The 24,434-nt window shown below is 37.7% G+C and carries 27 protein-coding genes; 8 read left to right on the plus strand and 19 right to left on the minus strand.

All coding sequences use genetic code 11. The annotated features are described in order from the left end of the window. The first annotated feature begins 300 nt into the window (after positions 1-300). Together ACE1OF_RS12730 and trmA are read left to right on the plus strand one after the other, a co-directional pair. Positions 301-765, plus strand: coding sequence for an RNA recognition motif domain-containing protein (locus ACE1OF_RS12730; RefSeq protein ID WP_448894956.1), 465 nt, complete (start codon positions 301-303; stop codon positions 763-765). A gap of 213 nt (positions 766-978) precedes the next feature. Beyond that, the gene (gene trmA, locus ACE1OF_RS12735) at positions 979-2,073 is read left to right on the plus strand and encodes a tRNA (uridine(54)-C5)-methyltransferase TrmA (RefSeq protein WP_448894958.1); all 1,095 of its coding nucleotides are present in this window, start codon (positions 979-981) and stop codon (positions 2,071-2,073) included. Between the two features lie 40 nt (positions 2,074-2,113). Here trmA and fabR read toward each other — a convergent pair whose 3' ends face one another. Further along, positions 2,114-2,749: an HTH-type transcriptional repressor FabR gene (fabR, locus tag ACE1OF_RS12740; RefSeq protein WP_448894960.1), complete on the minus strand. Its 636-nt coding sequence runs from the start codon at positions 2,747-2,749 to the stop codon at positions 2,114-2,116. 235 nt (positions 2,750-2,984) lie between these two features. Here fabR and sthA point away from each other — a divergent pair, with 235 nt between their 5' ends. Continuing rightward, positions 2,985-4,415, plus strand: coding sequence for a Si-specific NAD(P)(+) transhydrogenase (gene sthA / locus ACE1OF_RS12745; RefSeq protein ID WP_448894962.1), 1,431 nt, complete (start codon positions 2,985-2,987; stop codon positions 4,413-4,415). An 88-nt stretch (positions 4,416-4,503) separates the two neighbouring features. Then, positions 4,504-5,004: a SixA phosphatase family protein gene (locus tag ACE1OF_RS12750; protein WP_448894964.1), complete on the plus strand. Its 501-nt coding sequence runs from the start codon at positions 4,504-4,506 to the stop codon at positions 5,002-5,004. A gap of 87 nt (positions 5,005-5,091) precedes the next feature. On the opposite strand, the gene ACE1OF_RS12755 is transcribed toward ACE1OF_RS12750, so the two are convergent. The 12 genes from ACE1OF_RS12755 to rpsJ all read right to left on the minus strand — a co-directional run bounded on the left by ACE1OF_RS12755 (position 5,092) and on the right by rpsJ (position 11,759). Further along, entirely contained in the window at positions 5,092-6,333 is a 1,242-nt protein-coding gene (locus tag ACE1OF_RS12755; RefSeq protein WP_448894965.1) for a malic enzyme-like NAD(P)-binding protein, read from the minus strand. 421 nt (positions 6,334-6,754) lie between these two features. After that, on the minus strand, positions 6,755-7,006 hold the full coding sequence (gene rpsQ, locus ACE1OF_RS12760) for a 30S ribosomal protein S17 (protein ID WP_448894966.1): 252 nt from the start codon (positions 7,004-7,006) through the stop codon (positions 6,755-6,757). Beyond that, positions 7,006-7,197: a 50S ribosomal protein L29 gene (gene rpmC, locus ACE1OF_RS12765; protein ID WP_159821672.1), complete on the minus strand. Its 192-nt coding sequence runs from the start codon at positions 7,195-7,197 to the stop codon at positions 7,006-7,008. Before rpmC ends, rpsQ begins: the two co-directional genes overlap by 1 nt. After that, positions 7,197-7,610, minus strand: coding sequence for a 50S ribosomal protein L16 (gene rplP / locus ACE1OF_RS12770; RefSeq protein WP_242283930.1), 414 nt, complete (start codon positions 7,608-7,610; stop codon positions 7,197-7,199). Before rplP ends, rpmC begins: the two co-directional genes overlap by 1 nt. A 12-nt stretch (positions 7,611-7,622) precedes the next feature. Beyond that, positions 7,623-8,318 carry a 30S ribosomal protein S3 gene (rpsC, locus tag ACE1OF_RS12775; protein ID WP_448894968.1) on the minus strand — a complete coding sequence of 232 codons (696 nt, stop codon included), beginning with the start codon at positions 8,316-8,318 and terminating at the stop codon, positions 7,623-7,625. 11 nt (positions 8,319-8,329) lie between these two features. Continuing rightward, a complete protein-coding gene (gene rplV / locus ACE1OF_RS12780) occupies positions 8,330-8,662 on the minus strand; it encodes a 50S ribosomal protein L22 (RefSeq protein WP_448894970.1) in 333 nt (110 codons plus the stop codon). Positions 8,663-8,673: 11 nt separating this feature from the next. Next, complete coding sequence (gene rpsS, locus ACE1OF_RS12785; RefSeq protein WP_011041718.1) at positions 8,674-8,949, minus strand: 30S ribosomal protein S19; 276 nt, start codon at positions 8,947-8,949, stop codon at positions 8,674-8,676. 87 nt (positions 8,950-9,036) lie between these two features. Then, positions 9,037-9,861 carry a 50S ribosomal protein L2 gene (rplB, locus tag ACE1OF_RS12790; RefSeq protein ID WP_448894971.1) on the minus strand — a complete coding sequence of 275 codons (825 nt, stop codon included), beginning with the start codon at positions 9,859-9,861 and terminating at the stop codon, positions 9,037-9,039. Positions 9,862-9,873: 12 nt separating this feature from the next. Then, a complete protein-coding gene (rplW, locus tag ACE1OF_RS12795) occupies positions 9,874-10,176 on the minus strand; it encodes a 50S ribosomal protein L23 (protein ID WP_242283926.1) in 303 nt (100 codons plus the stop codon). Next, positions 10,173-10,778 (minus strand): 50S ribosomal protein L4, encoded by a 606-nt coding sequence (gene rplD, locus ACE1OF_RS12800; protein WP_242283924.1) that lies wholly within the window; start codon positions 10,776-10,778, stop codon positions 10,173-10,175. The genes rplW and rplD overlap by 4 nt, the downstream gene beginning before the upstream one ends. A 16-nt stretch (positions 10,779-10,794) precedes the next feature. Continuing rightward, positions 10,795-11,433, minus strand: coding sequence for a 50S ribosomal protein L3 (rplC, locus tag ACE1OF_RS12805; RefSeq protein WP_448894972.1), 639 nt, complete (start codon positions 11,431-11,433; stop codon positions 10,795-10,797). A 14-nt stretch (positions 11,434-11,447) separates the two neighbouring features. Continuing rightward, positions 11,448-11,759 (minus strand): 30S ribosomal protein S10, encoded by a 312-nt coding sequence (rpsJ, locus tag ACE1OF_RS12810; RefSeq protein WP_044833274.1) that lies wholly within the window; start codon positions 11,757-11,759, stop codon positions 11,448-11,450. Positions 11,760-12,308: 549 nt separating this feature from the next. Between rpsJ and fusA the strand changes: the two genes are divergently transcribed. After that, positions 12,309-14,402 (plus strand): elongation factor G, encoded by a 2,094-nt coding sequence (gene fusA / locus ACE1OF_RS12815; RefSeq protein WP_448894973.1) that lies wholly within the window; start codon positions 12,309-12,311, stop codon positions 14,400-14,402. A gap of 138 nt (positions 14,403-14,540) precedes the next feature. Here fusA and purD read toward each other — a convergent pair whose 3' ends face one another. The 5 genes from purD to dusB all read right to left on the minus strand — a co-directional run bounded on the left by purD (position 14,541) and on the right by dusB (position 20,031). Continuing rightward, positions 14,541-15,836, minus strand: coding sequence for a phosphoribosylamine--glycine ligase (purD, locus tag ACE1OF_RS12820; protein ID WP_448894974.1), 1,296 nt, complete (start codon positions 15,834-15,836; stop codon positions 14,541-14,543). Positions 15,837-15,847: 11 nt separating this feature from the next. Beyond that, a complete protein-coding gene (locus ACE1OF_RS12825; RefSeq protein ID WP_448894975.1) occupies positions 15,848-16,729 on the minus strand; it encodes a class I SAM-dependent methyltransferase in 882 nt (293 codons plus the stop codon). A gap of 165 nt (positions 16,730-16,894) precedes the next feature. After that, a complete protein-coding gene (gene purH / locus ACE1OF_RS12830; RefSeq protein WP_448894977.1) occupies positions 16,895-18,496 on the minus strand; it encodes a bifunctional phosphoribosylaminoimidazolecarboxamide formyltransferase/IMP cyclohydrolase in 1,602 nt (533 codons plus the stop codon). Between the two features lie 180 nt (positions 18,497-18,676). Beyond that, the gene (gene fis, locus ACE1OF_RS12835; protein ID WP_114325692.1) at positions 18,677-18,964 is read right to left on the minus strand and encodes a DNA-binding transcriptional regulator Fis; all 288 of its coding nucleotides are present in this window, start codon (positions 18,962-18,964) and stop codon (positions 18,677-18,679) included. 47 nt (positions 18,965-19,011) lie between these two features. After that, entirely contained in the window at positions 19,012-20,031 is a 1,020-nt protein-coding gene (dusB, locus tag ACE1OF_RS12840; RefSeq protein WP_448894978.1) for a tRNA dihydrouridine synthase DusB, read from the minus strand. A gap of 404 nt (positions 20,032-20,435) precedes the next feature. On the opposite strand from dusB, the gene ACE1OF_RS12845 reads away from it, so the two are divergent. From ACE1OF_RS12845 to ACE1OF_RS12855, 3 genes are all read left to right on the plus strand, one after another. Next, positions 20,436-21,257, plus strand: coding sequence for an SAM-dependent methyltransferase (locus ACE1OF_RS12845; protein WP_448894979.1), 822 nt, complete (start codon positions 20,436-20,438; stop codon positions 21,255-21,257). 71 nt (positions 21,258-21,328) lie between these two features. Further along, on the plus strand, positions 21,329-21,592 hold the full coding sequence (locus ACE1OF_RS12850; protein ID WP_448894980.1) for a hypothetical protein: 264 nt from the start codon (positions 21,329-21,331) through the stop codon (positions 21,590-21,592). Between the two features lie 17 nt (positions 21,593-21,609). After that, entirely contained in the window at positions 21,610-23,430 is a 1,821-nt protein-coding gene (locus ACE1OF_RS12855) for a GGDEF domain-containing protein (RefSeq protein ID WP_448894981.1), read from the plus strand. A gap of 43 nt (positions 23,431-23,473) precedes the next feature. Here ACE1OF_RS12855 and prmA read toward each other — a convergent pair whose 3' ends face one another. After that, on the minus strand, positions 23,474-24,355 hold the full coding sequence (prmA, locus tag ACE1OF_RS12860; protein ID WP_448894982.1) for a 50S ribosomal protein L11 methyltransferase: 882 nt from the start codon (positions 24,353-24,355) through the stop codon (positions 23,474-23,476). Between the last annotated feature and the right edge of the window lie 79 nt (positions 24,356-24,434).

The raw sequence follows: 24,434 nt of genomic DNA on the forward strand, positions 1-24,434 counted from the left end.
GAGATAACTTATCAAAACATCCAGTTGGTTAAGCTTTTTGGCTGAACCCCTTGGAACTGGAGCGCATTGTAGAGAACTTTCAGAAAGGATCAAGTATTATTTTTATGTTTTTATTTGTTCGAATGTTTATTGAACTAAATGTTGGTATATCGAACTATTTAAGATTATTACCGTATAAATTGCATGTTTTTTACACTTATAGTTGCACAATGAAAAAAGGTGGGTAACATAGAATTGTAAATTTCGTTTTTACGATTTGCTCTATATAAATTAATATTAAAATAATAATTAGGTATCTATATGAATTCTCCGAGTATATCCACAATCGTGATAGCTGCAATTTTTGCTCTTATCGCTTTCTTTATTTTTAGTTCTATTTCAGCTACACCTGTTTTCATTGCTGTTTTTGTTTTTATCACTGCAATTGTTGCCTCATTGATAAATACTTCTTCAGATAACACCCAAGCGAATACTTTAACTGATGACACAAAAACGAATATAAAAACACTTTATGTGGGTAATTTACCTTACCGCGCAAATGAAACAACTGTTCGTGAATTATTTGCTAATTATGGTACAGTCGAGTCTGTCAGGTTAATGAAGGATAAGCACACAGGTAAACGTAGAGGTTTTGGTTTTGTTGAAATGTCTGCAGAAGGTATTGAAAAAGCGATAGAATCATTAAATGACGCTGAATTTCAACAACGAACTTTAAAAGTCAGAGAAGCCAAAGAACGTCCAGAACGTACTGACACTACTCAATAAGCTCTAAAGTAGCTTTAAAATATTCGTGATTATAAACACCCGAGTTACCTCGGGTTTTTTATTGATACGTTTTGATTAAGAATTTATACGAAAAATCACTCTATACTAGACAAAAGGTAAACTAACGCTAAAATTGCCTTCTTTATTATGCCTGTTCCTTCCAACACTGAAATTTCAGCATTACATTTAAGTATCATCATAAGGTAAACAAATATGTTTAGTCATATACATCCTGATAACTACGAAACGCAACTGGCAAACAAGATACAAAGCATGGCTGATTTATTTTCTTGCTTTAATTTGCCTTCTGCTGAAGTTTTCCCATCAAAACCTTTACATTATCGTTTGCGAGCTGAATTTAGGCTGTGGCATCAAGGTGATGATCTTTATTACATTATGTTCAACAGCGAAACAAAAGAAAAATACAAGGTTGTCGATTTTCCAGTTGCAAGCCAGTTGATCAATCAAGCCATGAAAGCTTTGCTAGTACTCATTAAAGATGAACCTGCACTACGCTTTAAACTGTTTCAAGTAGATTTTCTTTCAACCTTAAGTGGTCAATTGCTAATTAGTATGCTCTATCATAAGCCTTTAGAGCCGATTTGGGAGGATAAGGCTAACAAGCTCAAAGCTGAATTATCATCAATTGCTCCCGTAGATATTATTGGTAGAGCGAAAAAACAAAAAATAATTATTGATAAAGATTACGTGATGGAATCACTACATGTAGGTGAAGACACTTATAATTACCAACAAGTAGAAAACAGTTTCACACAGCCTAATGGTAGCGTTAATGAACAAATGCTGCTGTGGGCTCAACAAGCAACAACTAATGTTGGTGGAGATCTAATTGAACTTTATTGTGGCAATGGAAACTTCAGTATTGCATTAGCGAAAAATTTTGAGCGAGTATTAGGAACAGAAATTTCAAAAACATCTGTAAAATCAGCCCAAGTTAATATAAGAGCTAATAACATTAACAATATAGATATAGTACGAATGTCGAGTGAGGAATTTAGTCAGGCAATGAATGGCGAGCGTAAATTCAGACGGCTAGAAGGGTTTGACCTAACCGCTTATCATTATGATACTGTATTGGTTGACCCGCCCAGAGCAGGTCTTGATGAAGACAGTATATCACTAGTCAGTCGTTTCAATATAATAGTATATATTTCTTGTAATCCAGAAACATTAAAGGAGAATCTTATCGAGCTAACTAAAACCCATACTATTGAAAAATTTGCTTTGTTTGATCAATTTCCTTATACAGAGCATATTGAAACAGGAGTTATACTAACAAGAAAATAATACTCATTTTCTACAATATAACTATTATTGAGTAGTAGTATTATTTTCGAGTCTTTTGGGATATTTTTCGCCTATCACTCAACTCTGCCGCACCACGAGCGATAAAGCGTAACTGTTGAATTGTCAATTTCGATAAATGTGCTCTTTCTGCTTTACTGTCCATGTCTAACGCATCTGAGCCTGCGCTAAATACGATAGTTACTGCGGCATTAGCTTGCATATAAGCAACATCTGAATCTAAATCATTCGCTTGTTGTAAATAATCACAAAGCTCCATGGTAAAATAACGAATCTCTCGTATTACAGCTGCCCTAAAAGCAGCTGAGGTACCTGACCGTTCACGCAATAACAAACGAAAAACATTTCCGTTACTTTCAATGAGTTCCATAAATGTTTCAACGGATATTTGAATTACTGAACCACCTTTAGCGATACGCTGTCTGGCTTGACGCATTAGTTGCCGTAACGTCAACCCTGCTTCATCAACCAAGGTTAATCCAAGCTCATTCATATCACTAAAGTGTCGATAAAACGACGTAGGAGCAAGACCCGCTTCTTTTGCAACCTCACGTAAGCTTAAGCTAGAAAAACTACGTTCTGCGCTCAATTGATTTAAAGCTGCATCAATTAGTAATCGACGCGTTTTTTCTTTTTGTTGGGCGCGAACACCACTCATTTTCATACACTCCTTTAAACACACACTATCATCATACTGTAATCCCACAACAATATGCAGGAAAAATAATATCAAGTGTCAAAAATCATTGTAAGATATTTCACTATAAATCAAAGATCACTTCTCTCTATACGCCATATCATCAAAAGAGTTATCATTTTATTACCATTATTTATAAATCCTGCTAGAATTTTCACGATTGATAACAATAAAAGTAGTATCTGAGGAAAGCCTTTTGACTAATGCTAAAACAAAGAAAAAAACGAATGATAAAATATTTACTTATGATGTCATTATTATAGGTACTGGGCCAGGTGGTGAAGGTGCGGCAATGGAGTTAGCCAAAAAGGATAAAAATGTTGCTATTATTGAACGTTATAAAGATGTTGGTGGCGGTTGCACTCATTGGGGAACAATACCTTCAAAGGCGTTACGCCAAAGTGTTCGTCGATTAACAGAATATAATGAGAGTCCTTTATTTCGTGGGCACGATAAAGCTAAGCGCTTAACCTGTTCAGAAATTTTGACACATGCCTCTGCTGTTATACGCAAACAAGTTCAATTACGTAGTGGCTTCTATGATCGTAATAAAGTTACTCTAATTACTGGAGAAGCCTCATTTGTTGATGCTAATACCATTCAAATTGTAAAAAGTGATGGCTCTGTAGAAAAAATTACTGCTGAAAAAATAGTTATAGCAACAGGATCTCATCCTTATAGACCAGATGGTATAAACTTTAGCCACCCTCGTATTTACGATTCAGATACTATACTTTCGCTTAAACATGAGCCCAGCTCTATTATTATATACGGCGCAGGTGTTATCGGAAGCGAATACGCATCAATATTTCGAGGCCTAGGTGTTAAAGTAGATTTGATTAACACACGGGATCGTCTACTTTCCTTTTTAGATGATGAGATATCAGATGCGCTGAGTTACCACCTATGGAATAACGGTGTGGTAATTAGACATGGCGAACAAATTGAACGTGTTGAAACAAGTGAAAATTCTGTCGTTGTACATTTAGAATCAGGTAAAAAAATGCGTGCTGACTGTTTGCTATTTGCCAATGGTCGAACGGGTAATACTCAAGATTTAAATTTACTTAATGCTGGCTTAAAAGCTGATGGTCGTGGTCAGCTAAAAGTGAACGGCCAATATCAAACTGATATTGAAAATATATACGCAGTTGGTGATGTTATTGGCTATCCAAGCTTAGCAAGTGCCGCGTATGACCAAGGTAGATTGGCCGCATCAGCAATGATTGACTATAAAAGTAACGCTATGCTAATTGCAGATATCCCTACAGGTATTTACACCATACCTGAAATTAGCTCTGTGGGAAAAACCGAGCAAGAGTTAACAGCAGCAAAAATACCATACGAAGTTGGAAGAGCTCAATTTAAACATTTAGCCAGAGCACAAATTGCCAACAGCTTAGTAGGTTCTTTGAAAATTCTTTTTCATCGTGAAACTAAAGAAATATTAGGTATACATTGTTTTGGTGAAAATGCAGCTGAAATAATTCATATTGGTCAAGCAATCATGCAGCAAACTAACGGTGGCAACACAATAGAGTATTTTGTCAATACAACATTTAATTATCCAACCATGGCTGAAGCTTTCCGTGTTGCAGCGCTTAATGGATTGAATCGATTATTCTAGCCTTAGAAATAATAGTAGAGGATTAGCGGCTCATTATTAGAGCCTCTTGTTGAGAAATAAATAGAAAAATTGAACGAGACTACTTGCGATGGCAAAAAAAATAGTATTAATTACTTTATTAGTACTCAACTACCCAAGCTTAGCCTTTGATAGTTACAGTATATATTTAGTAAGGCATGCCGAAAAAGTGGCTAACTCTGACAATCCATCGTTAACAAATTGTGGAGCGAGCCGTGCTGCAATGATAGCTAATATATTGTCTAAAACTAATATTTCCTCAATATATAGCACCAGTTATGAACGAACTATGCAAACAGCAAAGCCGCTGGCTGACTTAAACAATAGTCCAATAAAAATTTATAACCCGAAACTCTTAGATCAATTAGCTTTATTATTACAACAAAAGAATGAAAATGCTTTAGTCGTTGGTCATAGTAATACAACACCACAATTAGTTGAGTTGTTAGCGAAACAAAAAACATCCCCTTTAACTGAACAAGATTTTCAATACCTTTATCAAGTCCAATTTATTAACAAACAACCCCTACTTACCATTTTTCAACTACCATTAAATTGTTTAGCAGCATAACACACTAACAAATCTATTATTGAAGATATAAAAAAGGGCTATTTATAAAACATAAATAACCCTTCATACTACATTTGCTTAATAAAACTACAGCATATAATTCTCAGGCATCGGTAGTGCTGCTACCCCAGAATCTATTGCTGCCTGTGCTACAGCTCTTGCAACCGTGCCTAATAAGCGAGAGTCCATTGGTTTAGGAATAATATAATTTTTACCAAAAACTAGCTCTTTATCGCCACTAGCAAATAATACTTCTTCAGGTACTGGTTCTTTCGCCAAAGCACGAATAGCATGAACTGCGGCAACTTTCATCTCATCATTAATAGTGCGAGCCCTAACATCTAAAGCACCACGGAAAATAAACGGAAAACATAACACATTATTCACTTGGTTAGGATAATCACTACGACCCGTGGCAATAATTAGATCTTCTCGAGCCGCTAATGCCTCTTCTGGTTTAATTTCTGGATCAGGGTTAGAGCATGCAAATATAACAGGATTATCTGCCATCAAATTAACTTGCTCTTGGGACAGTAAATTAGGCCCAGAAACACCAACAAATACATCTGCACCAGCAATAGCATCATCTAACGTTCGTTTATCAGTATTATTAGCAAATAATTTTTTATACTCATTTAAGTCATCACGGCGTGTATGAACCACCCCTTTAGTATCAAGCATATAAATTTTTTCACGCTGTGCACCGCATTTAATGAGTAGTTCCATACAAGCAATAGCAGCCGCTCCTGCCCCTAGGCAGACAATATTAGCTTGCTTAATATCCTTACCTTGAATATCTAAAGCATTCATCATACCAGCAGCAGTAACAATTGCGGTTCCGTGTTGATCATCATGGAATACTGGTATTTTACAGCGCTCAATAAGTGCTTTTTCTATCGCAAAACATTCTGGCGCTTTAATATCTTCAAGGTTTATACCACCGAAACTATCTGAAATATTGGCAACAGTATTAACAAATTCTTCTACTGTTTTATGTTTAACTTCAATATCAAACGAATCGATATTGGCAAAACGCTTGAATAATAAAGACTTTCCTTCCATTACAGGCTTTGATGCCATTGGTCCTAAATTACCTAAACCTAAAATAGCGGTTCCATTAGTAATTACGGCAACCGTATTTCCTTTCGCTGTATATTTGTAAACATCGTCTGGATTTGCTGCTATTTCCCGAACTGGCTCGGCTACACCAGGGCTGTAAGCCAGTGATAAATCTTCACTTGTTTCGGCAGGAGTCGTTAGTGATACACTAATTTTTCCTGGTGTTGGTAATGAATGGTAATCAAGAGCTTGTTGACGAATATCTGACATTTTTGTTCCCTAGTGCGTAAGTTGGTAATCTATAAGGATGAAATTTATTATTATTGTTCTTATAGTGTATTTCATTCTTTATGACTATTTAAAGGTCTTTTAACTATATAAAATCGCTGTATGCTATATTGAATATAAACTTTTTAAAAATTAAAATCTCATTATTTCAAGTAATAACGACTATTGCATTAAAGAATTGTTAATTAAACAACTTTATTCTAACGAATAAGCTGCATAAACTACTGAGAAGTTAGTTTAGTTTAAAATGAAAAAGCACACATAAAGATGAACAACCGTATGAATTATTTTACTTAAAAGTACAGATTTATTGAAAAATAATAAATTTAGACAAAAAACCCTTATCAAATAAATGATAAGGGTTTTTATATAACGTTTCGATTATAAAATTTAATCTAATAGATTAAGCTTTTACAACAACATCAACTAAAGTCCAGTTTTTAGACTTAGAAATTGGTGCTACTTCACGAATAGTTACTACATCACCTTCATTACATACGTTAGCTTCATCATGAGCTTTCAACTTAGTTGAACGCGTGATAAATTTACCGTACATAGGGTGCTTAACGCGACGTTCGATCATTACAACAATAGACTTGTCCATTTTGTTACTGATAACAACGCCTTGTAGTGTGCGGATTTTCGCTTCGCTCATTACTTACCTGCCTTTTCAGTGATGATCGTCTTTACACGTGCAATATTGCGACGTACAGTTCTTAGCAAATGAGTTTGTGCTAATTGACCAGTGCTTGCTTGCATGCGGTAGTTAAACTGCTCGCGTAGAAGCTCTAGTAATTCAGCATTAAGCTCTTCAATGCTTTTTGCTTTAAGTTCACTAGCTTTCATTACATTACCGTCCTAGTTACGAAGGTAGTTTTAAACGGAAGTTTAGCAGCTGCTAAAGCAAATGCTTCACGTGCTAATTCTTCAGAAACACCTTCCATTTCATAAAGAACACGGCCAGGAAGAATTTGGCAAACCCAATATTCTACTGAACCCTTACCTTTACCCATACGAACCTCAAGAGGTTTTTTGGTAATTGGCTTATCAGGGAAAACACGTATCCAGATTTTACCTTGACGTTTAACATGACGAGTCATAGCACGACGTGCGGCTTCAATTTGGCGAGCAGTCATACGACCACGCTCAACCGATTTCAAACCGAAAGTACCGAAGCTAACTGAACTACCAACCTGTGCAAGACCACGGTTACGTAATTTAAATTGCTTACGGAATTTAGTACGTTTTGGTTGTAACATTACTGATTCCTCTTACTTCGCTTTGCGGTTGTTCTTTCTTTTAGGTTTAGCCGCTGGTTGTTCTGCCACAAGTGGCATTTTACCAATGATTTCACCTTTAAAGATCCAAACTTTAATACCAATAACACCATAAGTCGTGTCACCACGCGCAATGGCGTAGTCGATATCAGCACGTAAAGTATGTAAAGGTACACGACCTTCACGATACCATTCTGCACGTGCAATATCAGCGCCGCCTAAACGACCACTAACTTGAACTTTGATACCCTTAGCACCTAAACGCATTGCGTTTTGAACTGCACGCTTCATAGCGCGACGGAACATAACACGACGTTCTAACTGACTAGCAATACTGTCAGCAACAAGCTGCGCATCCATTTCTGGCTTACGTACTTCAGCAATGTTAATTTGAGCAGGAACGCCAGCAATTTTAGATACTGCTAAACGTAATTTTTCAACATCTTCGCCTTTCTTACCAATAACAACACCTGGACGAGCCGTGTGAATTGTTACGCGGATAGATTTAGCTGGACGTTCAATAACTACTTTAGATAGTGAAGCGCGTTTAAGCTTTTCTGTTAAATATTCGCGAACCTTATGGTCGCCGTCTAAGTTACTAGCAAAATCTTTGCTATTTGCAAACCAAGTTGACGCGAAAGGTTTCGTGATCCCTAGGCGTATACCGGTAGGATGTACTTTTTGACCCATACTAATATCTCCTAAGAATCAGACACAATCACAGTAATGTGACTAGTGCGCTTAATAATGCGATCGGCACGGCCTTTCGCACGAGGTCTAATACGTTTCATTGTTGGACCATCGTCAACCATTATAGTTTTAACGAATAATTCATCAATGTCTGCACCTTCGTTGTGCTCTGCATTAGCAATCGCTGAATTAAGTACTTTTTTAACTAATTGAGCAGCAGATTTGTTGCTAAAAGTTAAAATTTCAAGTGCTTTTTCAACGTGTACGCCACGGATTTGATCCGCAACTAAACGTGCTTTTTGTGCAGAGCCTCGGGCAAATTTATGTATAGCAATTGCTTCCATCTAACTTCCCCTTACTTCTTCGCTTTCTTATCAGCGACATGACCGCGATAAGTACGAGTTGGTGCAAATTCTCCCAATTTGTGACCGATCATTTCTTCGGTTACAAATACAGGAACGTGTTGACGGCCATTATGGACAGCTATGGTCAATCCGATCATCGTTGGGATGATCATTGAACGACGGGACCAAGTTTTAATTGGCTTTTTATTCCCGCTTTCCACCGCTTTCTCTACCTTCGTCAACAAGTGTAGGTCAATAAAAGGACCTTTCTTGAGGGAACGTGGCATGGTGATTCCTTAATTATCAGTACTCTAATTACCGACTTTAGTTTATTTAACTATCGATAATGTAGAGTATTTAGTTTAATGTACTAATTACTTAGTACGACGACGTACGATAAATTTATCGGTACGCTTGTTCGAACGAGTCTTATAACCCTTAGTTGGTACACCCCAAGGTGATACCGGGTGACGACCGCCAGATGTTTTACCTTCACCACCACCGTGTGGGTGATCAACTGGGTTCATGGCAACACCACGAACAGTTGGGCGAACACCGCGCCAGCGTGAAGCACCAGCTTTACCTAAAGAGCGAAGCATGTGTTCAGAGTTACCGATTTCACCTAAGGTAGCGCGACAATCTGCTTCTATTTTACGCATTTCGCCGCTACGAAGACGTAAAGTAACGTAAGCACCATCTTTTGCAACTAATTGTGCATAAGTACCAGCAGCACGTGCAATTTGCGCGCCCTTACCTGGCTTAAGTTCAATTGCGTGTACAACACTACCTAATGGTGTGTTACGTAATGGCATAGCATTACCCGCTTTAATAGGAGCATCAACACCTGACTGGATAGTATCACCAGCAGTTAAGCCCTTAGGGGCCAAGATGTAACGACGTTCGCCATCTGCGTATAAAACTAAAGCAATGTTAGCACTACGGTTTGGATCGTATTCTAAACGCTCAACTTTCGCAGGGATACCATCTTTAGTACGTTTAAAGTCAACAATACGATAATGATGCTTATGACCACCGCCAATATGACGAACGGTAATACGACCATTATTGTTACGACCACCAGACTTAGACTTAGTGTCTAATAATGGTGCGTAAGGCTTACCTTTATGAAGCTCTTTGTTTACCACTTTAACTAGGTGACGACGACCCGGAGAAGTAGGTTTACATTTTACAATAGCCATTTTCAACTACTCCTATGATTCAGCGCCAACGAAGTCGATGTCACTACCTTCTGCAAGAGTAACGTAGGCTTTTTTCCAGTCGTTACGACGACCAGTACGAGCACCTGTACGTTTTACTTTACCCTTAACATTCAGTGTATTAACACCTACAACAGAAACTTCGAAAAGTTTCTCAACGGCCGCTTTGATTTCAGCTTTAGTTGCATCAGTAGTTACTTTGAAAACAACAGTGTTGTTTGCTTCAGCAGCTACAGTTGCTTTTTCAGAAATATTTGGTGCTAAAAGCACTTTTAACAAACGTTCTTCGTTTATCATGCTAAAATCCCCTCAATTTCTTTAACTGCATCAGCAGTAATTAAAACTTTTTCGAAACCAACTAAGCTTACAGGATCAATTGCTTGTACATCGACTGCGTCAACTTTATATAAGTTACGCGCTGATAAGAACAAGTTCTCGTCAACTTCTTTTGTTACAATCAATACATCTTTAAGCTCTAAACCTTTTAACTTAGCAACTAAGTCTTTAGTTTTAGGCGTTTCTACCGAAAAATCGTTCACAACTACTAAACGTTCTTGACGAACTAATTCAGATAGAATGCTAGCAATAGCACCACGATACATTTTACGGTTAACTTTTTGGCTGTGATCTTGAGGTTTAGCAGCGAATGTTACGCCACCAGAACGCCAGATTGGACCACGAGTAGTACCAGCACGTGCACGGCCAGTACCTTTTTGACGCCATGGCTTCTTGCCACCGCCGCTAACTTCTGAACGAGTTTTCTGAGCGCGAGTACCTTGACGAGCACCAGCTGCATAAGCAACTACTACTTGATGTACTAAAGCTTCATTAAACTCACGTCCAAAAGTTGCTTCAGAAACTTCAAGAGCACCTGATGCGTCTTTTAATGATAATTCCATCACAAAATCTCCTGGACTAAGCTTTAACAGCTGGTTTGATGATTACGTTACCGTTGATAGCACCCGGAACTGCACCTTTAACAAGTAGCAAGTTACGTTCTGCGTCAACGCGAACCAATTCAAGGTTTTGTGTAGTAACGCGCACAGCACCCATGTGACCAGACATTTTTTTGCCTTTGAAAACGCGACCTGGTGTTTGACACTGACCTAACGAACCGTTAGAGCGGTGAGAAATTGAGTTACCATGTGTTGCATCTTGCATGCTGAAATTCCAGCGCTTGATACCACCTTGGAAACCTTTACCTTTTGAGGTACCAGTTACGTCAACTAATTTAGTTTCATTGAAAATCTCAACAGTGATTTCACTGCCTGCTTCAATATCGCTACCTTCATTTGCATTTAAGCGGAATTCCCACAGGCCACGACCTGCTTCAACGCCTGCTTTAGCGAAATGACCAGCTGCTGGTTTGTTAACACGGCTTGCTTTACGCTTGCCCGTGGTAACTTGAAGCGCTGAATAACCATCGTTGTCTACAGTTTTAACCTGAGCAACACGGTTCGCTTCAACTTCTAGAACAGTAACAGGAGTAGAAACACCATCTTCAGTGAAGATGCGAGTCATACCCACTTTACGTCCAACTAGACCTATAGTCATTGTTAAAACTCCTCTTAGCCCAAGCTGATTTGAACATCAACACCAGCTGCAAGATCTAAACGCATTAATGCGTCTACAGTCTTTTCAGTTGGCTCAACGATATCAATCATGCGTTTGTGAGTACGAATTTCGTACTGATCACGTGCATCTTTGTTAACGTGTGGAGAAATCAACACGGTAAAACGTTCTTTGCGTGTAGGAAGTGGAATAGGACCACGAACCTGTGCGCCAGTACGTTTTGCAGTATCAACGATTTCTGCTGTAGATTGATCAATCAAACGATGATCGAACGCTTTCAAACGAATGCGAATTCTTTGATTTGACATGTATCAAATCCCCTTTTAAAAGAACAAAAAAATACATCCCTCTGCTTCCTTATGTGCTGGAAGGGGGTGTATTACATAAAAACATTCAACGCAAGATTAGCGTTGCTGTAATAAGAATTTAACTTTATAGAATAACCAAAAAGTCAAACTCTTAGTTTGTTTACGCTGAAAAACTTCAAAACGATTTAAACAAACCTGCATTCAGTTCAACCGAATGCGGACGCGTATTATACATGATTAGTGATACCGAGCAAGTAATTATTTACGTTTAGTTTTATCCTCTTTGATTTATTTAATAAGAATTAAAATCTTTTTTTTTAATTCCGAAATTATTGATAATTTTATTATGGTGATTATTACCTATATATAAGCAGAACAATTTTTCTTTTGTCTTCTTTTACAATTTATTTACCAATGTTCTATCGATCCTTGTTGAGTAATGTTATACTCGCGCGCAAATTTTCAACAGTTCTGCTTTTGATCTTTCTTAGCTTAAAAAAGTTTAAGAATAAAAAGTGGGATAGACCTTAAACTAAGTAGAGTAAAGTAATGGCAGATTTAGCTAAATACAGAAACATTGGTATTTTCGCTCACGTTGATGCGGGTAAAACCACAACAACTGAACGTATCCTTAAACTAACCGGAAAAATCCATAAAGCTGGTGAAACACATGATGGTGAGTCAACAACTGACTTCATGGAACAAGAAGCTGAGCGTGGTATTACTATCCAGTCTGCTGCGGTTACCTGTGAATGGAAAGGCCACCGTTTGAACGTCATTGACACTCCTGGTCACGTTGATTTCACAGTAGAAGTATATCGCTCTCTTAAAGTTCTTGATGGTGGTGTTGGTGTGTTCTGTGGTAGTGGTGGTGTTGAGCCACAATCAGAAACTAACTGGCGTTATGCGAACGACTCTAAAGTAGCGCGCTTAATCTTCGTTAATAAGTTAGACCGTTTAGGTGCTAACTTTTTCCGTGTAACTGATCAAGTTAAAAAAGTACTTGGTGCTAACCCTCTTATTATGACTTTACCTATTGGTGAAGAAGATAACTTTGTAGGTGTAGTTGATGTATTAAGCCAAAAGGCTTATATTTGGGATGAGACTGGCCTACCAGAAAATTATACTATTGAAGATATTCCTGCTGATATGGTAGACGATGCTGCAATGTATCGTGAACAATTGATCGAAACTGCTTTAGAAGCAGATGAAGATTTATTGATGGACTATTTGGAAGGTGAATTAACACCAACTGAAGAGCAAATTAAAGCGTGTATCCGTAAAGGTACTAATGAATTAATGTTCTTCCCTACCTACTGTGGTTCTGCATTCAAAAATAAAGGTATGCAACTGGTTCTAGATGCTATTGTTGATTACTTACCTTGCCCTACTGACGTGAATCCTCAACCATTAACTGATGCAGAAGGTGAACCAACAGGCAAGTTTGCCATTGTTGATACTAAAGAAACATTCAAAGCGTTAGCATTCAAAATTATGGATGACCGTTTTGGTGCTCTTACTTTCATTCGTATCTACTCAGGTAAGCTTAAAAAAGGTGATACCATCTTAAACTCGTTTACAGGTAAAACTGAGCGTGTTGGTCGTATGGTAGAAATGCAAGCAGATGACCGTACTGAGCTTTCTGAAGCACAAGCTGGTGATATCTTAGCTATCGTTGGTATGAAAAACGTTCAAACAGGTCACACATTATGTGATCCTAAAGACCCATGTACGTTAGAAGCCATGGTTTTCCCTGCACCTGTAATTTCTATTTCTGTAACCCCTAAAGATAAAGGCGGCTCTGAAAAAATGGGTGTTGCTATCGGTAAAATGGTTGCAGAAGATCCAACGTTCCAAGTTGAAACTGACCAAGATTCAGGCGAAACAATTTTACGTGGTATGGGTGAACTTCACTTAGACATTAAAGTCGATATCCTTAAACGTACTTATGGTGTTGATCTAGAAGTTGGTAAACCACAAGTTGCTTATCGTGAAACCATAACACAACCAGTTGAAGACTCTTACACACATAAGAAGCAATCTGGTGGTTCTGGTCAGTTCGGTAAAATTGATTACCGTATTAAGCCTGGCGAACCTGGTTCTGGTTTCGTATTCAACTCTGTTGTTGTTGGTGGTAACGTACCTAAAGAATTCTTCCCTGCTATTGAAAAAGGTTTCAAAGGTATGATGGAAACTGGTGTGCTTGCTGGTTTCCCTGTATTGGATGTTGAAATTGAATTATACGATGGTGGTTTCCATGCTGTCGATTCATCTGCTGTAGCTTTTGAACTTGCTGCCAGAGGAGCTTTCCGCCAATCAATTCCAAAAGCAGGTGCGCAATTAATTGAACCAATCATGGCTGTTGACGTGTTTACTCCTGAAGATCATGTTGGTGATGTTATCGGTGATTTAAACCGTCGTCGCGGTATGATTAAAGACCAAGAAGCTGGAGCTACTGGTGTTCGTATTAAAGCGGACGTACCACTTTCAGAAATGTTTGGTTATATCGGATCTTTACGTACAATGACATCAGGTCGTGGTCAATTCTCAATGGAATTTTCTCATTACTTACCATGTCCAAATAACGTTGCAGAAGAAGTTATTGCTGAAGTAAAAGCAGCAAAAGCTGCTGCTAAAAAATAATTAACACTTAATTATTAATGAAAAAGCCCACTTCGGTGGGTTTTTTATTGTCCATAAAAACCACTAAACCAAAAAAAAGGTTGCTAACCTAAATTATCAACCTTTCTAATTTTTATACAAATACGATTCTTCTACAAATTAATTATTCTCTTGCTCTCGTGCAATAGCACGATAGGCAATATCAGTTCGAAATTCGACACCTTGCCAGCTAATTTGGTGCAATAATTCATAGGCTAATTCTTGTGCCTCAGTCACTGTATCCCCTAATGCTGTAGCGCATAAAACACGACCACCGTTAGTAACAACATCACCTTGCTCATTTAGCTTAGTGCCAGCATGAAAAGTTTTAGCTGCAACATTAGTATTGGTATCGAGACCTGATATAACATCACCTTTAGGGTAGCTTGCAGGATAACCTTGTGCAGCAAGTACAACACCAACAGCCGCTCGACTATCAAATGCTATTTCTGCTTTGTTTAATTGACCACGTGTCGCGGCTAAACAAAGTGCCACAATATCAGATTGTAAACGCATCATAATAGGTTGTGTTTCTGGATCACCAAAACGACAATTGTACTCAATAACATTAGGAGTACCATCAGCCGCAATCATGAGTCCCGCATACAAAAAGCCTGAATAAGGTGCACCTTCTTTAGCCATCCCCTCAACCGTGGGCATAATCACTTCAGCCATAATACGCTCATGAATTTCAGGTGTCACTACGGGTGCTGGCGAATAAGCTCCCATACCTCCGGTGTTTGGCCCTAAATCACCATTTAAAGCACGTTTATGATCTTGACTGGTGGCCATAGGTAACACATTTTTACCATCAACCATCACAATAAAGCTCGCTTCTTCACCCTCAAGAAATTCTTCAATTACTACACGATGTCCTGCGTCGCCAAAGGCATTGCCTGCTAGCATATCCTGAATAGCAGCTTCAGCTTCAGCTAACGTTAACGCAACAATAACGCCCTTACCTGCCGCTAAACCATCCGCTTTAACAACAATCGGTGCTCCTTGTTCACGCACATAAGCAAGTGCTGACTCTACTTCGGTAAAATTAGCATAACTACCAGACGGTATGTTATTACGCGCTAAAAAGTCTTTAGTAAATGATTTAGAGCCTTCAAGTTGTGCTGCCTTCGCACTTGGGCCAAAAATTGCTAAACCGCGTGCTTGAAATGCATCAACTACACCATCAACTAATGGTTGCTCTGGGCCAACAATAGTTAACGCTACATCTTCAGTTTGTGCAAAAGTAACTAACGCATTATTATCGCTAATATCAAGTTCTACATTTACCACTTTGTTTTCAGTTGCAGTACCAGCATTACCTGGGGCAACAAATACTTTAGTAACCTGACTAGATTGTGCGGCTTTCCATGCGAGGGCATGCTCACGACCACCTGATCCTATAACTAAAACTTTCATGTATTTTCCTATTATTTATTTTGCTTTTTAAAGTCGCTAAAACTGGCATTTGCAGGTTTAACAAACTTTAAAGTCATGCGATCACTTTCACCAATCGCTAAGTATTTATCTTTATCTTGCTCACCTAAACGTAGTACTGGAGGTAAAGTCCATACACCTTTAGGGTGTTGGGCCATATCTTTTGGGTTAGCATTAATATTACTGGCGCCAGCAAAACGAAAACCAGCAGCTTTAGCTTGTTTAATAGTGTTTGCTTCTGAAACATAACCCATGGCTTTATCTGGTGATACACCAGCAGGCAGTCTATGTTCAACCACCCCTAATACACCGCCAGCTTTAAGGGCTTTGTAAGCATCTTTAAACACTTGCTCTACGCCTTCATCTTTCCAGTTATGTAAATTACGAAAAGTTAGCACTAAATCAGCAGTACCCTCTGGCGCTAACTCACTTGGTTTACGAGGCACAAAATCAGTTAGTTCAACCTCACTAAAAACAGCGTTTGAAGCCAGCATTTTTTCTAACTGCTTACGTGAATTAGAATAATAATTATCTTCACCTGTATCAGGATAATGCGCCCCATAAAGCTTACCCTTACCCTTTAATGCAGGGGCTAGAATTTCGGTATACCAGCCACCGCCAGGTGTAATTTCAACCACAGTCATTTCTGGTTTAAAGCCAAAAAAAGTTAATGTTTCAATGGGATGACGATATTGATCTCTGGCTTTATTTTTAGCTGAACGGTGCTCACCTGTCACCGCTTGTTCAAGTGCATCATTACTATGATCATGATGGTCATGAGCATGGAGATTAGCGCTTGTAAACGCACTTATACTTAGTGCTCCTGTGATTGCTATTGCGCAAAATACGGATTTCAAACTTTTAAACTGAATCATAATATTTCCATTAACTATATTAAGTTACTAAAAGAATACTATTTATAGCAGATTTTAAATAAACAAGCAGCGTGGATTTTATTCAAATACTCATTTTCATTGTAAGTAAATAAATCTACACTGCTTGAATACAAATTGTTTTAATGCAAACGTAATGCTACGTAATTAATGTCTGAAATGTCTCATGCCAGTAAAGACCATAGCAATACCATGCTCGTCTGCCGCTGCAATTACTTCATCATCACGCATAGAGCCACCTGGTTGAATTACGGCTGTGATACCCGCTTCTGCTGCAGCATCTAAACCGTCACGAAATGGAAAGAATGCATCTGATGCCATCACTGAACCTTTCACTTCCAGGTTTTCATCGGCCGCTTTAATACCCGCAACTTTTGCCGAGTATACTCGGCTCATTTGACCAGCCCCAACACCAATAGTTGCACTATTTTTCACATAGACAATTGCATTAGATTTAACGAATTTTGCAACTTTCCAACAAAATTGTAAGTCTCGCATTTCATCAGCAGTAGGTTGACGCTTGGTCACAACGGTTAATTCGTCTTTTGTTACACGGCCTTGATCAGTGTCTTGTACTAACAAACCACCATTAACACGTTTAAAATCAAACCCTGTAGTTTTAGTATCCCATTGACCACATGCCAATAAGCGTAGGTTTGGTTTAGTTGCTACAATTTGTGCTGCTGCATCAGAAATACTCGGTGCAATAATCACTTCAACAAATTGACGAGATACAATAGCTTCTGCAGTTTTTGCGTCTAATTCACGGTTAAAAGCGATAATACCGCCAAACGCTGAGGTTGGATCCGTTTTATAAGCACCTTCATAAGCAGCTAAAATATCATCACCAATTGCAACACCACATGGATTTGCATGCTTAACAATAACACAGGCTGGTTCATCAAATTCTTTAACGCATTCAAGCGCTGCGTCAGTATCTGCAATATTATTATAAGATAAAGCTTTTCCTTGAAGCTGTTTAGCTGTAGAAACTGAGGCTTCTTCAGGGTTCGCTTCAATATAAAAGGCTGCATCTTGATGAGAATTTTCACCGTAACGCAAATCTTGAGTTTTGATAAATTGGCTATTGAATGTGCGCGGAAATTTAGCTTTATCTTCAAATGAAGGCGTCGCTTCTTTATCGCCATATGCTGGTAGCATTTTACCAAAATAATTGGCGATCATGCCATCGTAACTTGCCGTGTGCTCATAGGCAGCAATAGCTAAATCAAACCGTGTTTGGTAAGTTAATGAGTCATCATTAGCATCCATTTCAGTTAAAACACGATCATAATCGCTAGTGTTAACAATAATGGTTACATCCTTATGGTTTTTAGCCGCAGCTCGTACCATTGTTGGCCCGCCAATATCAATATTTTCTACCGCATTTTCCAGAGTACAATTCTCGTAACTAACCGTATTTGCAAAAGGGTATAAGTTAACCACAACCATATCAATCGCGCTGATGTTATTCTCAACCATTACAGCTTCATCTATACCGCGACGAGCTAAAATCCCTCCATGTACTTTAGGGTGTAATGTTTTAACTCGACCATCCATAATTTCAGGATGACCTGTATAATCAGAAACTTCAGTTACAGGAATACCATCTGCAGCTAATAACTTAGCCGTTCCGCCTGTAGAAAGCAATTCAACACCTTTTTCGCTTAAGCGACGCGCAAAATCAACAATGCCCGTTTTATCTGAAACACTTAACAAAGCGCGTTTAATAGGACGTGGAGTATCCATTAATATATTTACCTTTTAATAAAGCGCGAATACCTTTTTTAAAATAAGCTCGCTTACAAGTTAGTTTGGCGCGAACAAAACAAGAAGCTCCTGTGTTGTTTTAAGCTACATCCTTATAACCTTGTTCGCCTACATAAAACAATAAAAGCACCCGAAGGTGCTTTCTAGAAAAATACAAATTTAGTTCATGCCATATTTTTTTAATTTTTTACGTAATGTACCACGGTTGATACCTAGTAAGTTCGCAGCTCTGGTTTGATTACCACGCGTATACATCATAACTTCTTCTAACATTGGCGCTTCAATTTCGCTTAATACAAGGTCGTACATGTCATCAACATCGTTACCATTTAACTGTTTTAAATAATTATTGATCGCTATTTTAGCTTGAGTACGTAACGGAGACGTTTTGGTTTGCGTTTGAATATCACCAGTGATAAACGGAGAAGAAATATTTTGTTCGAACATAATGTACAACTCTTTCTATTAATATAAATTAAACAACCAATTGCTAACTAATGAGCAAATTGATCAAAACAAAGATTTAACGCCTCAAGCTGTTCACTTTCTGACGCTAAACCATTAAAAGTAGTTCTAAAATTTTTGCCTTGTTCTTCCGAGAATCTTTCAGAAAAATCTTCGCCTAGCTCTTTACCCAATAGAGCAAAGGCATGGATATACCAAGACACATGTTTACGAGCGATTCTCACGCCCATATAGTTACCATAAAACTGATGTAAATCCATTACATGCCCAAGTAATATTGAACGAATCTCAGTCACTGAGGGAGCAGTCATTTGGATACCTGTTTTCAAAAAATGATTAATTTCTCGAAAAATCCAAGGCCGCCCTTGAGCGCCTCGGCCAATCATAATGGCATCAGCTCCTGTATAACTTAATACTTGCTCAGCCTTTTCTACTGAGGTTATATCGCCATTTGCCACAACAGGGATTGAAACCACCTTTTTAATTGCTTTTATCGTGTCGTACTCTGCATTGCCTTTATAAAAGTCATTACGGGTTCGACCGTGCACTGCAAGCGAAGCAATACCGTTGTCTTGAGCAATTTTAGCTATTTCTACACCATTACGGCTATTCTCACACCAACCAGTGCGAATTTTTAACGTAACCGGCACATTCACCGAATTAACCACAGCCTTCACAATTTGCTCAACCTGTGCTGGCTCTCTTAACAAAGCAGAGCCCGCTAATTTTTTATTTACCTTCTTTGCTGGGCAGCCCATATTAATATCAATAATCTGCGCTCCATTTTTAACATTCATTTGCGCTGCAAATGCTAATTCATCAGCACAACTACCCGCTATTTGAACGCTACGAATACCAGACTCTTGACTATGAATCATTCTAAGTTTAGATTTATCGGTATTCCATACTTTAGGATTAGATGACACCATTTCGGATACAGCTAAACCAGCACCTAACCGACAACATAAATCTCGAAAAGGTTGATCGGTAATTCCTGCCATTGGTGCAAGAAAAACATTATTGTCAAATTGATATGGACCTATTTTCAACTTACCACCACAAAATCACTTTCAAAGCTGACTATTTTTTAAGCACCACTGCAAAAGGGCGCTAAGTTTACGTGTTTTTTTATGAATTGAAAAGCCTAGAATTTGAACAAATTTTAGTTTTTTTTGCCTTTTTAATATTGACATTTGCCAAACCATTAAAGTGAACGATTTTTAAACAATACATCAATGTTTTTGGTGATAAATATTATCGTTGACTGATAAAATAATTTTAATTAATAAACAGGAATTTTTTTAAACCTAACGTTATACTGTGTGGATAAGATATTGCTAAAGTTCCGCTAACCTAATTAAGCCAACATGATTATATTAATTTAAATGGCTACACTTAAATTAGTCGTGGGTATTATTAATAAGTAAAACTGAACAGTAATTCAAGGTACTATATGTCTGGTAGTTTAGTGTGTGTTGGTACAGGGATGACTTTAGGTGCACATATTTGCCCTATTGCAAGTAGTTATATTACCCAAGCCGATGTTGTCTTTTCATTAATGTCTACAGGTATCACCGAACGTTGGGTGGAAGAAATGCATGAAGACGTTCGTAGCTTACAGCCATACTATCAAGAGGGTAAAAATCGCAACATAACCTACAACGAAATGGTTAACGCTATATTAGCCGAAGTACGTATAGGCAAGAAAGTGACAGCAGTGTTTTATGGCCACCCAGGCGTATTTGCTTGCGTTAGCCACAGAGCTATCGATAAAGCAAAAAAAGAAAATTTTACGGCTCATATGGAAGCAGGTATATCCGCAGAAGACTGTTTATATGCCGACTTAAGCATAGATCCTGGAAAAACAGGTTGCATAAATTATGAAGCTAGCCAATTTATGTTTTATCAGCGCAATATTGATCCTGCTGCTCATCTTGTACTTTGGCAAGTAGGATTAGCAGGCGATAAATCACTTGGAAAGTTTTCAACGGGCAAAGCTTACAGACAAATACTAGTAGATTTGTTATTAAAAACTTATCCAGCCGACCACAAAGTCATCCTTTATCAAGCAAAAGTGTTACCCATTGATACCATGCGCGCTGAATATATAGCACTAGCTGATTTAATTGATGCAGAGCTATTTATGCACACCACTTTAGTGATTCCACCCAGTGAAAAAATGCGCCCCAACCAAGCAATTTTAGATAAACTAGCAGAATTAGATAAAAAAGAATTAAAAAGTAGCTATAGACCTAAACTAACACTAGTGTTATAAATCAAAGTTACCATAGTAAAAACTCACTATATAATGGTAATAGTTACAACAACAAAAACGGAGTACAAAATATGTCTAAAGTTATTCAGGTATTAGAACAAATGAGCCGTGACGCTAACGGTCAAAATGAAGACGCTATCAACAATTTATTAGCGGCAGCTCAGCTTGACACTGAAATTACAACAGCAATTATAAATAAGGATGTTATCACACTTGAACGTCAATTAGATGTTAGATCTGATATTGTATGTATGATTCTTCCTGCAGAAGACGATGAAGACAATGAAGACAATGATTCAACAGAAATAACAAACTACCATGTTATTGGTTTTTAATAAAAGTTTATCTTTGAATGTATTTTAGCTGCTTTAATGCTTTTATTGTTAATTTATGCATTATCTTAACTATTTTCATTAGCTCAACATTACGAGCTAATGAAATACAAAGTTTTGATGACAAACTGTCTCATGCTGACAGCATTAGAAGCAGCCATCCAAAACAATTTTTAATATTACTAGATGAACTTAATCAACAAAGAAATAGCCTCTCTATAGAACAACACCACCACCTCAATTACCTTAATTTTTATTTATTAATGTATCAAGGTGATTTTGATAAATCAATTAGTTCAGCTCAAGCTCTACTTCATTCTACTGCTAATAGCTTATTAAAATTTAGAGTTAAACTCGGCTTAGTAAATATTTCTGCTGTCAATCAAAACTGGTCTAAAGGATTATCCTATTTATCATCTATTTTGCATGAATTACCCCAAATTGAAGATAAACAAAGCTATCATGGGGCTCTACAAATAATCGGTATGTTTTATAATCAACTTGGGCAATATAACTTAAGCCTTTCTTACACAAAAAAAGTTGAATCAGAAAGTCCCCGAGGCAGAGACCAATGTATGGCAAAATGGCTTATTATAGAATCATCTTTTAGGCTAAAGCGATTAACTCCTACGGATCCTATAATCAATCAAACAATCAGTTTATGTAGAATAAATAATGAATATATTACTATCAGCTATATCAACTCTTACGTAGCTGAAATGTACCTTAACAATCAACAAGCAGACAAAGCCTTAGTCTTATTAAACGAGACTTTGCAGGACACCTTAAATACAAAATACCCACGCATCATTGCAATAACTTATGCATTGTTGGCACAAGCTCATTGGTTAAATAACGATGTTTTTTCTACAAAACAGTTTGCCTTGAAAGCGCTAGAGTATGAGACAAAAGAAGACACTGTACAGGCAAAAACATTGTCTTATAAATTGTTATTTGAAGTTGAAAAATCACAAAAAAATTATGAATTAGCACTTTTTTATCACCAAAAATACACAGCCGCTGACAAAGTAAATTATAATGAAACACAAAAAAAATATTTGGCATTTCAAATTGCAGAACATCAGGCCATAGAACAACAAAACGAAATTGATTTACTCAATAAAGAAAACGCCTTATTAACGTCTGAAAAAGCGTTACTAACTGCTGAAAAAGCAATGACTCGTAGTAATATTCAAAATAACCGCTTAGTTATTACTATATTAATACTCGCAATATCTGTATTGACTTTTTGGGGATATCATTTGTTAAAGGCACATAAGCGTATAAAAGAACTCGCAGAATATGACTCTCTCACTGGCATTTTTAATAGAGGGCATTTTACTCACATTGCTGACACCACCTTAGAATATTGTAAGAGCGCAAGTCAAAATCTAAGTTTAATTATGTTTGATTTAGACCAGTTTAAAGATGTAAATGACAATTATGGTCATGCTTGTGGTGACTGGGTATTAAAAAAAGCAGCCGAGGCATGTAAGCAACTTGGCAGAAAAAATGATATTTTTGCTCGTATTGGCGGTGAAGAATTTTGTATATTACTCAGCAGTTGCGATATGCAAGCTGCAGAGCAACGTGCTGAAGCTTGCAGAAAAGCGATATCAGAAATCAACACATCAAGCACAGGTTTTGATTTTACCATTACCGCAAGCTTTGGTGTTACCGACACTAAAACAAGCGGTTATGATTTAGGGAAACTTTTAGCAGACGCAGATAACGCCGCTTATGTATCTAAAGATGCTGGTAGAAACAAAGTGACGTTATTTAAACCAAAAACAATTGAGAAAGAAGCAGTAAAATTAGATAACTCACTTAATGCTTTTTAGTTAGGTTAGCTATTCAATAATACTTAAATATTTGCGTAAATTTTTACTTACGTTGCCCGTTTAAACGTACCCATTCGTCTTGAACGGTAACAGGCGCCATATTACACCACTGTCCGTAAATAACTTGTAAGCTTTCAGCTTGCTCTTCTAATATGCCCGACAAGGCTAACAACCCTTTATCGCCAACATATTCTATTATCGTTGGCGCTAGTTCACGTAATGGTCCTGCTAAAATATTAGCCACCACTACATCTGCTTTAAACGTGGGTTGATCTTTAGGAAGGTATAACGCTAATCTGTCATCAACCTGATTTCGTTTAGCGTTGGTAAGGCTGGCTTGTAGCGCTTGAGGGTCTATATCTATTCCGATAACTGTCTTTGCCCCAAGCTTTAATGCCGCTAACGAAAGAATGCCTGAACCACAACCAAAATCTACTACCGTTTTACCTTGTAAATCTAAACCATCAAGCCAAGTTAAACAAAGTGCTGTGGTTGGGTGTGTACCCGTGCCAAACGCAAGGCCAGGATCTAACATAACATTGACAGCTTCTGGTTCTGGCACATCGCGCCAACTTGGACAAATCCATAAACGCTTACCAAATTTCATCGGGTGGAAGTTATCCATCCATTCACGTTCCCAGTCTTTATCTTCTAGCTGCTCTAATTTATATTGCATTTGTTCTTTGTCTGGATGAATGCCTTGTAAATAACTGATCACTTTATCCATATCATGGCTAGCATCAAACAACCCCATCACTACCGTGTTAGACCAATAAATCACTTCATCACCAGGTAGGGGCTCATAAATAGGTGTATCTTTTGCATCAATAAAGGTAACGGCTTGCGAACCACAAGCAACGAGCCAATCACTATATTTTTCTGCTGTTTCTTCATTGGCACTTAATCTAAGTTGTATCCAAGGCATACTATTTTTCCGATAAGGTTAATTAATTTATGGTCACAATAACTATTCGTAATGATAGTTTATCACTCATTGATGCTAG

This window comes from Colwellia sp. E150_009 (genome assembly GCF_053543955.1).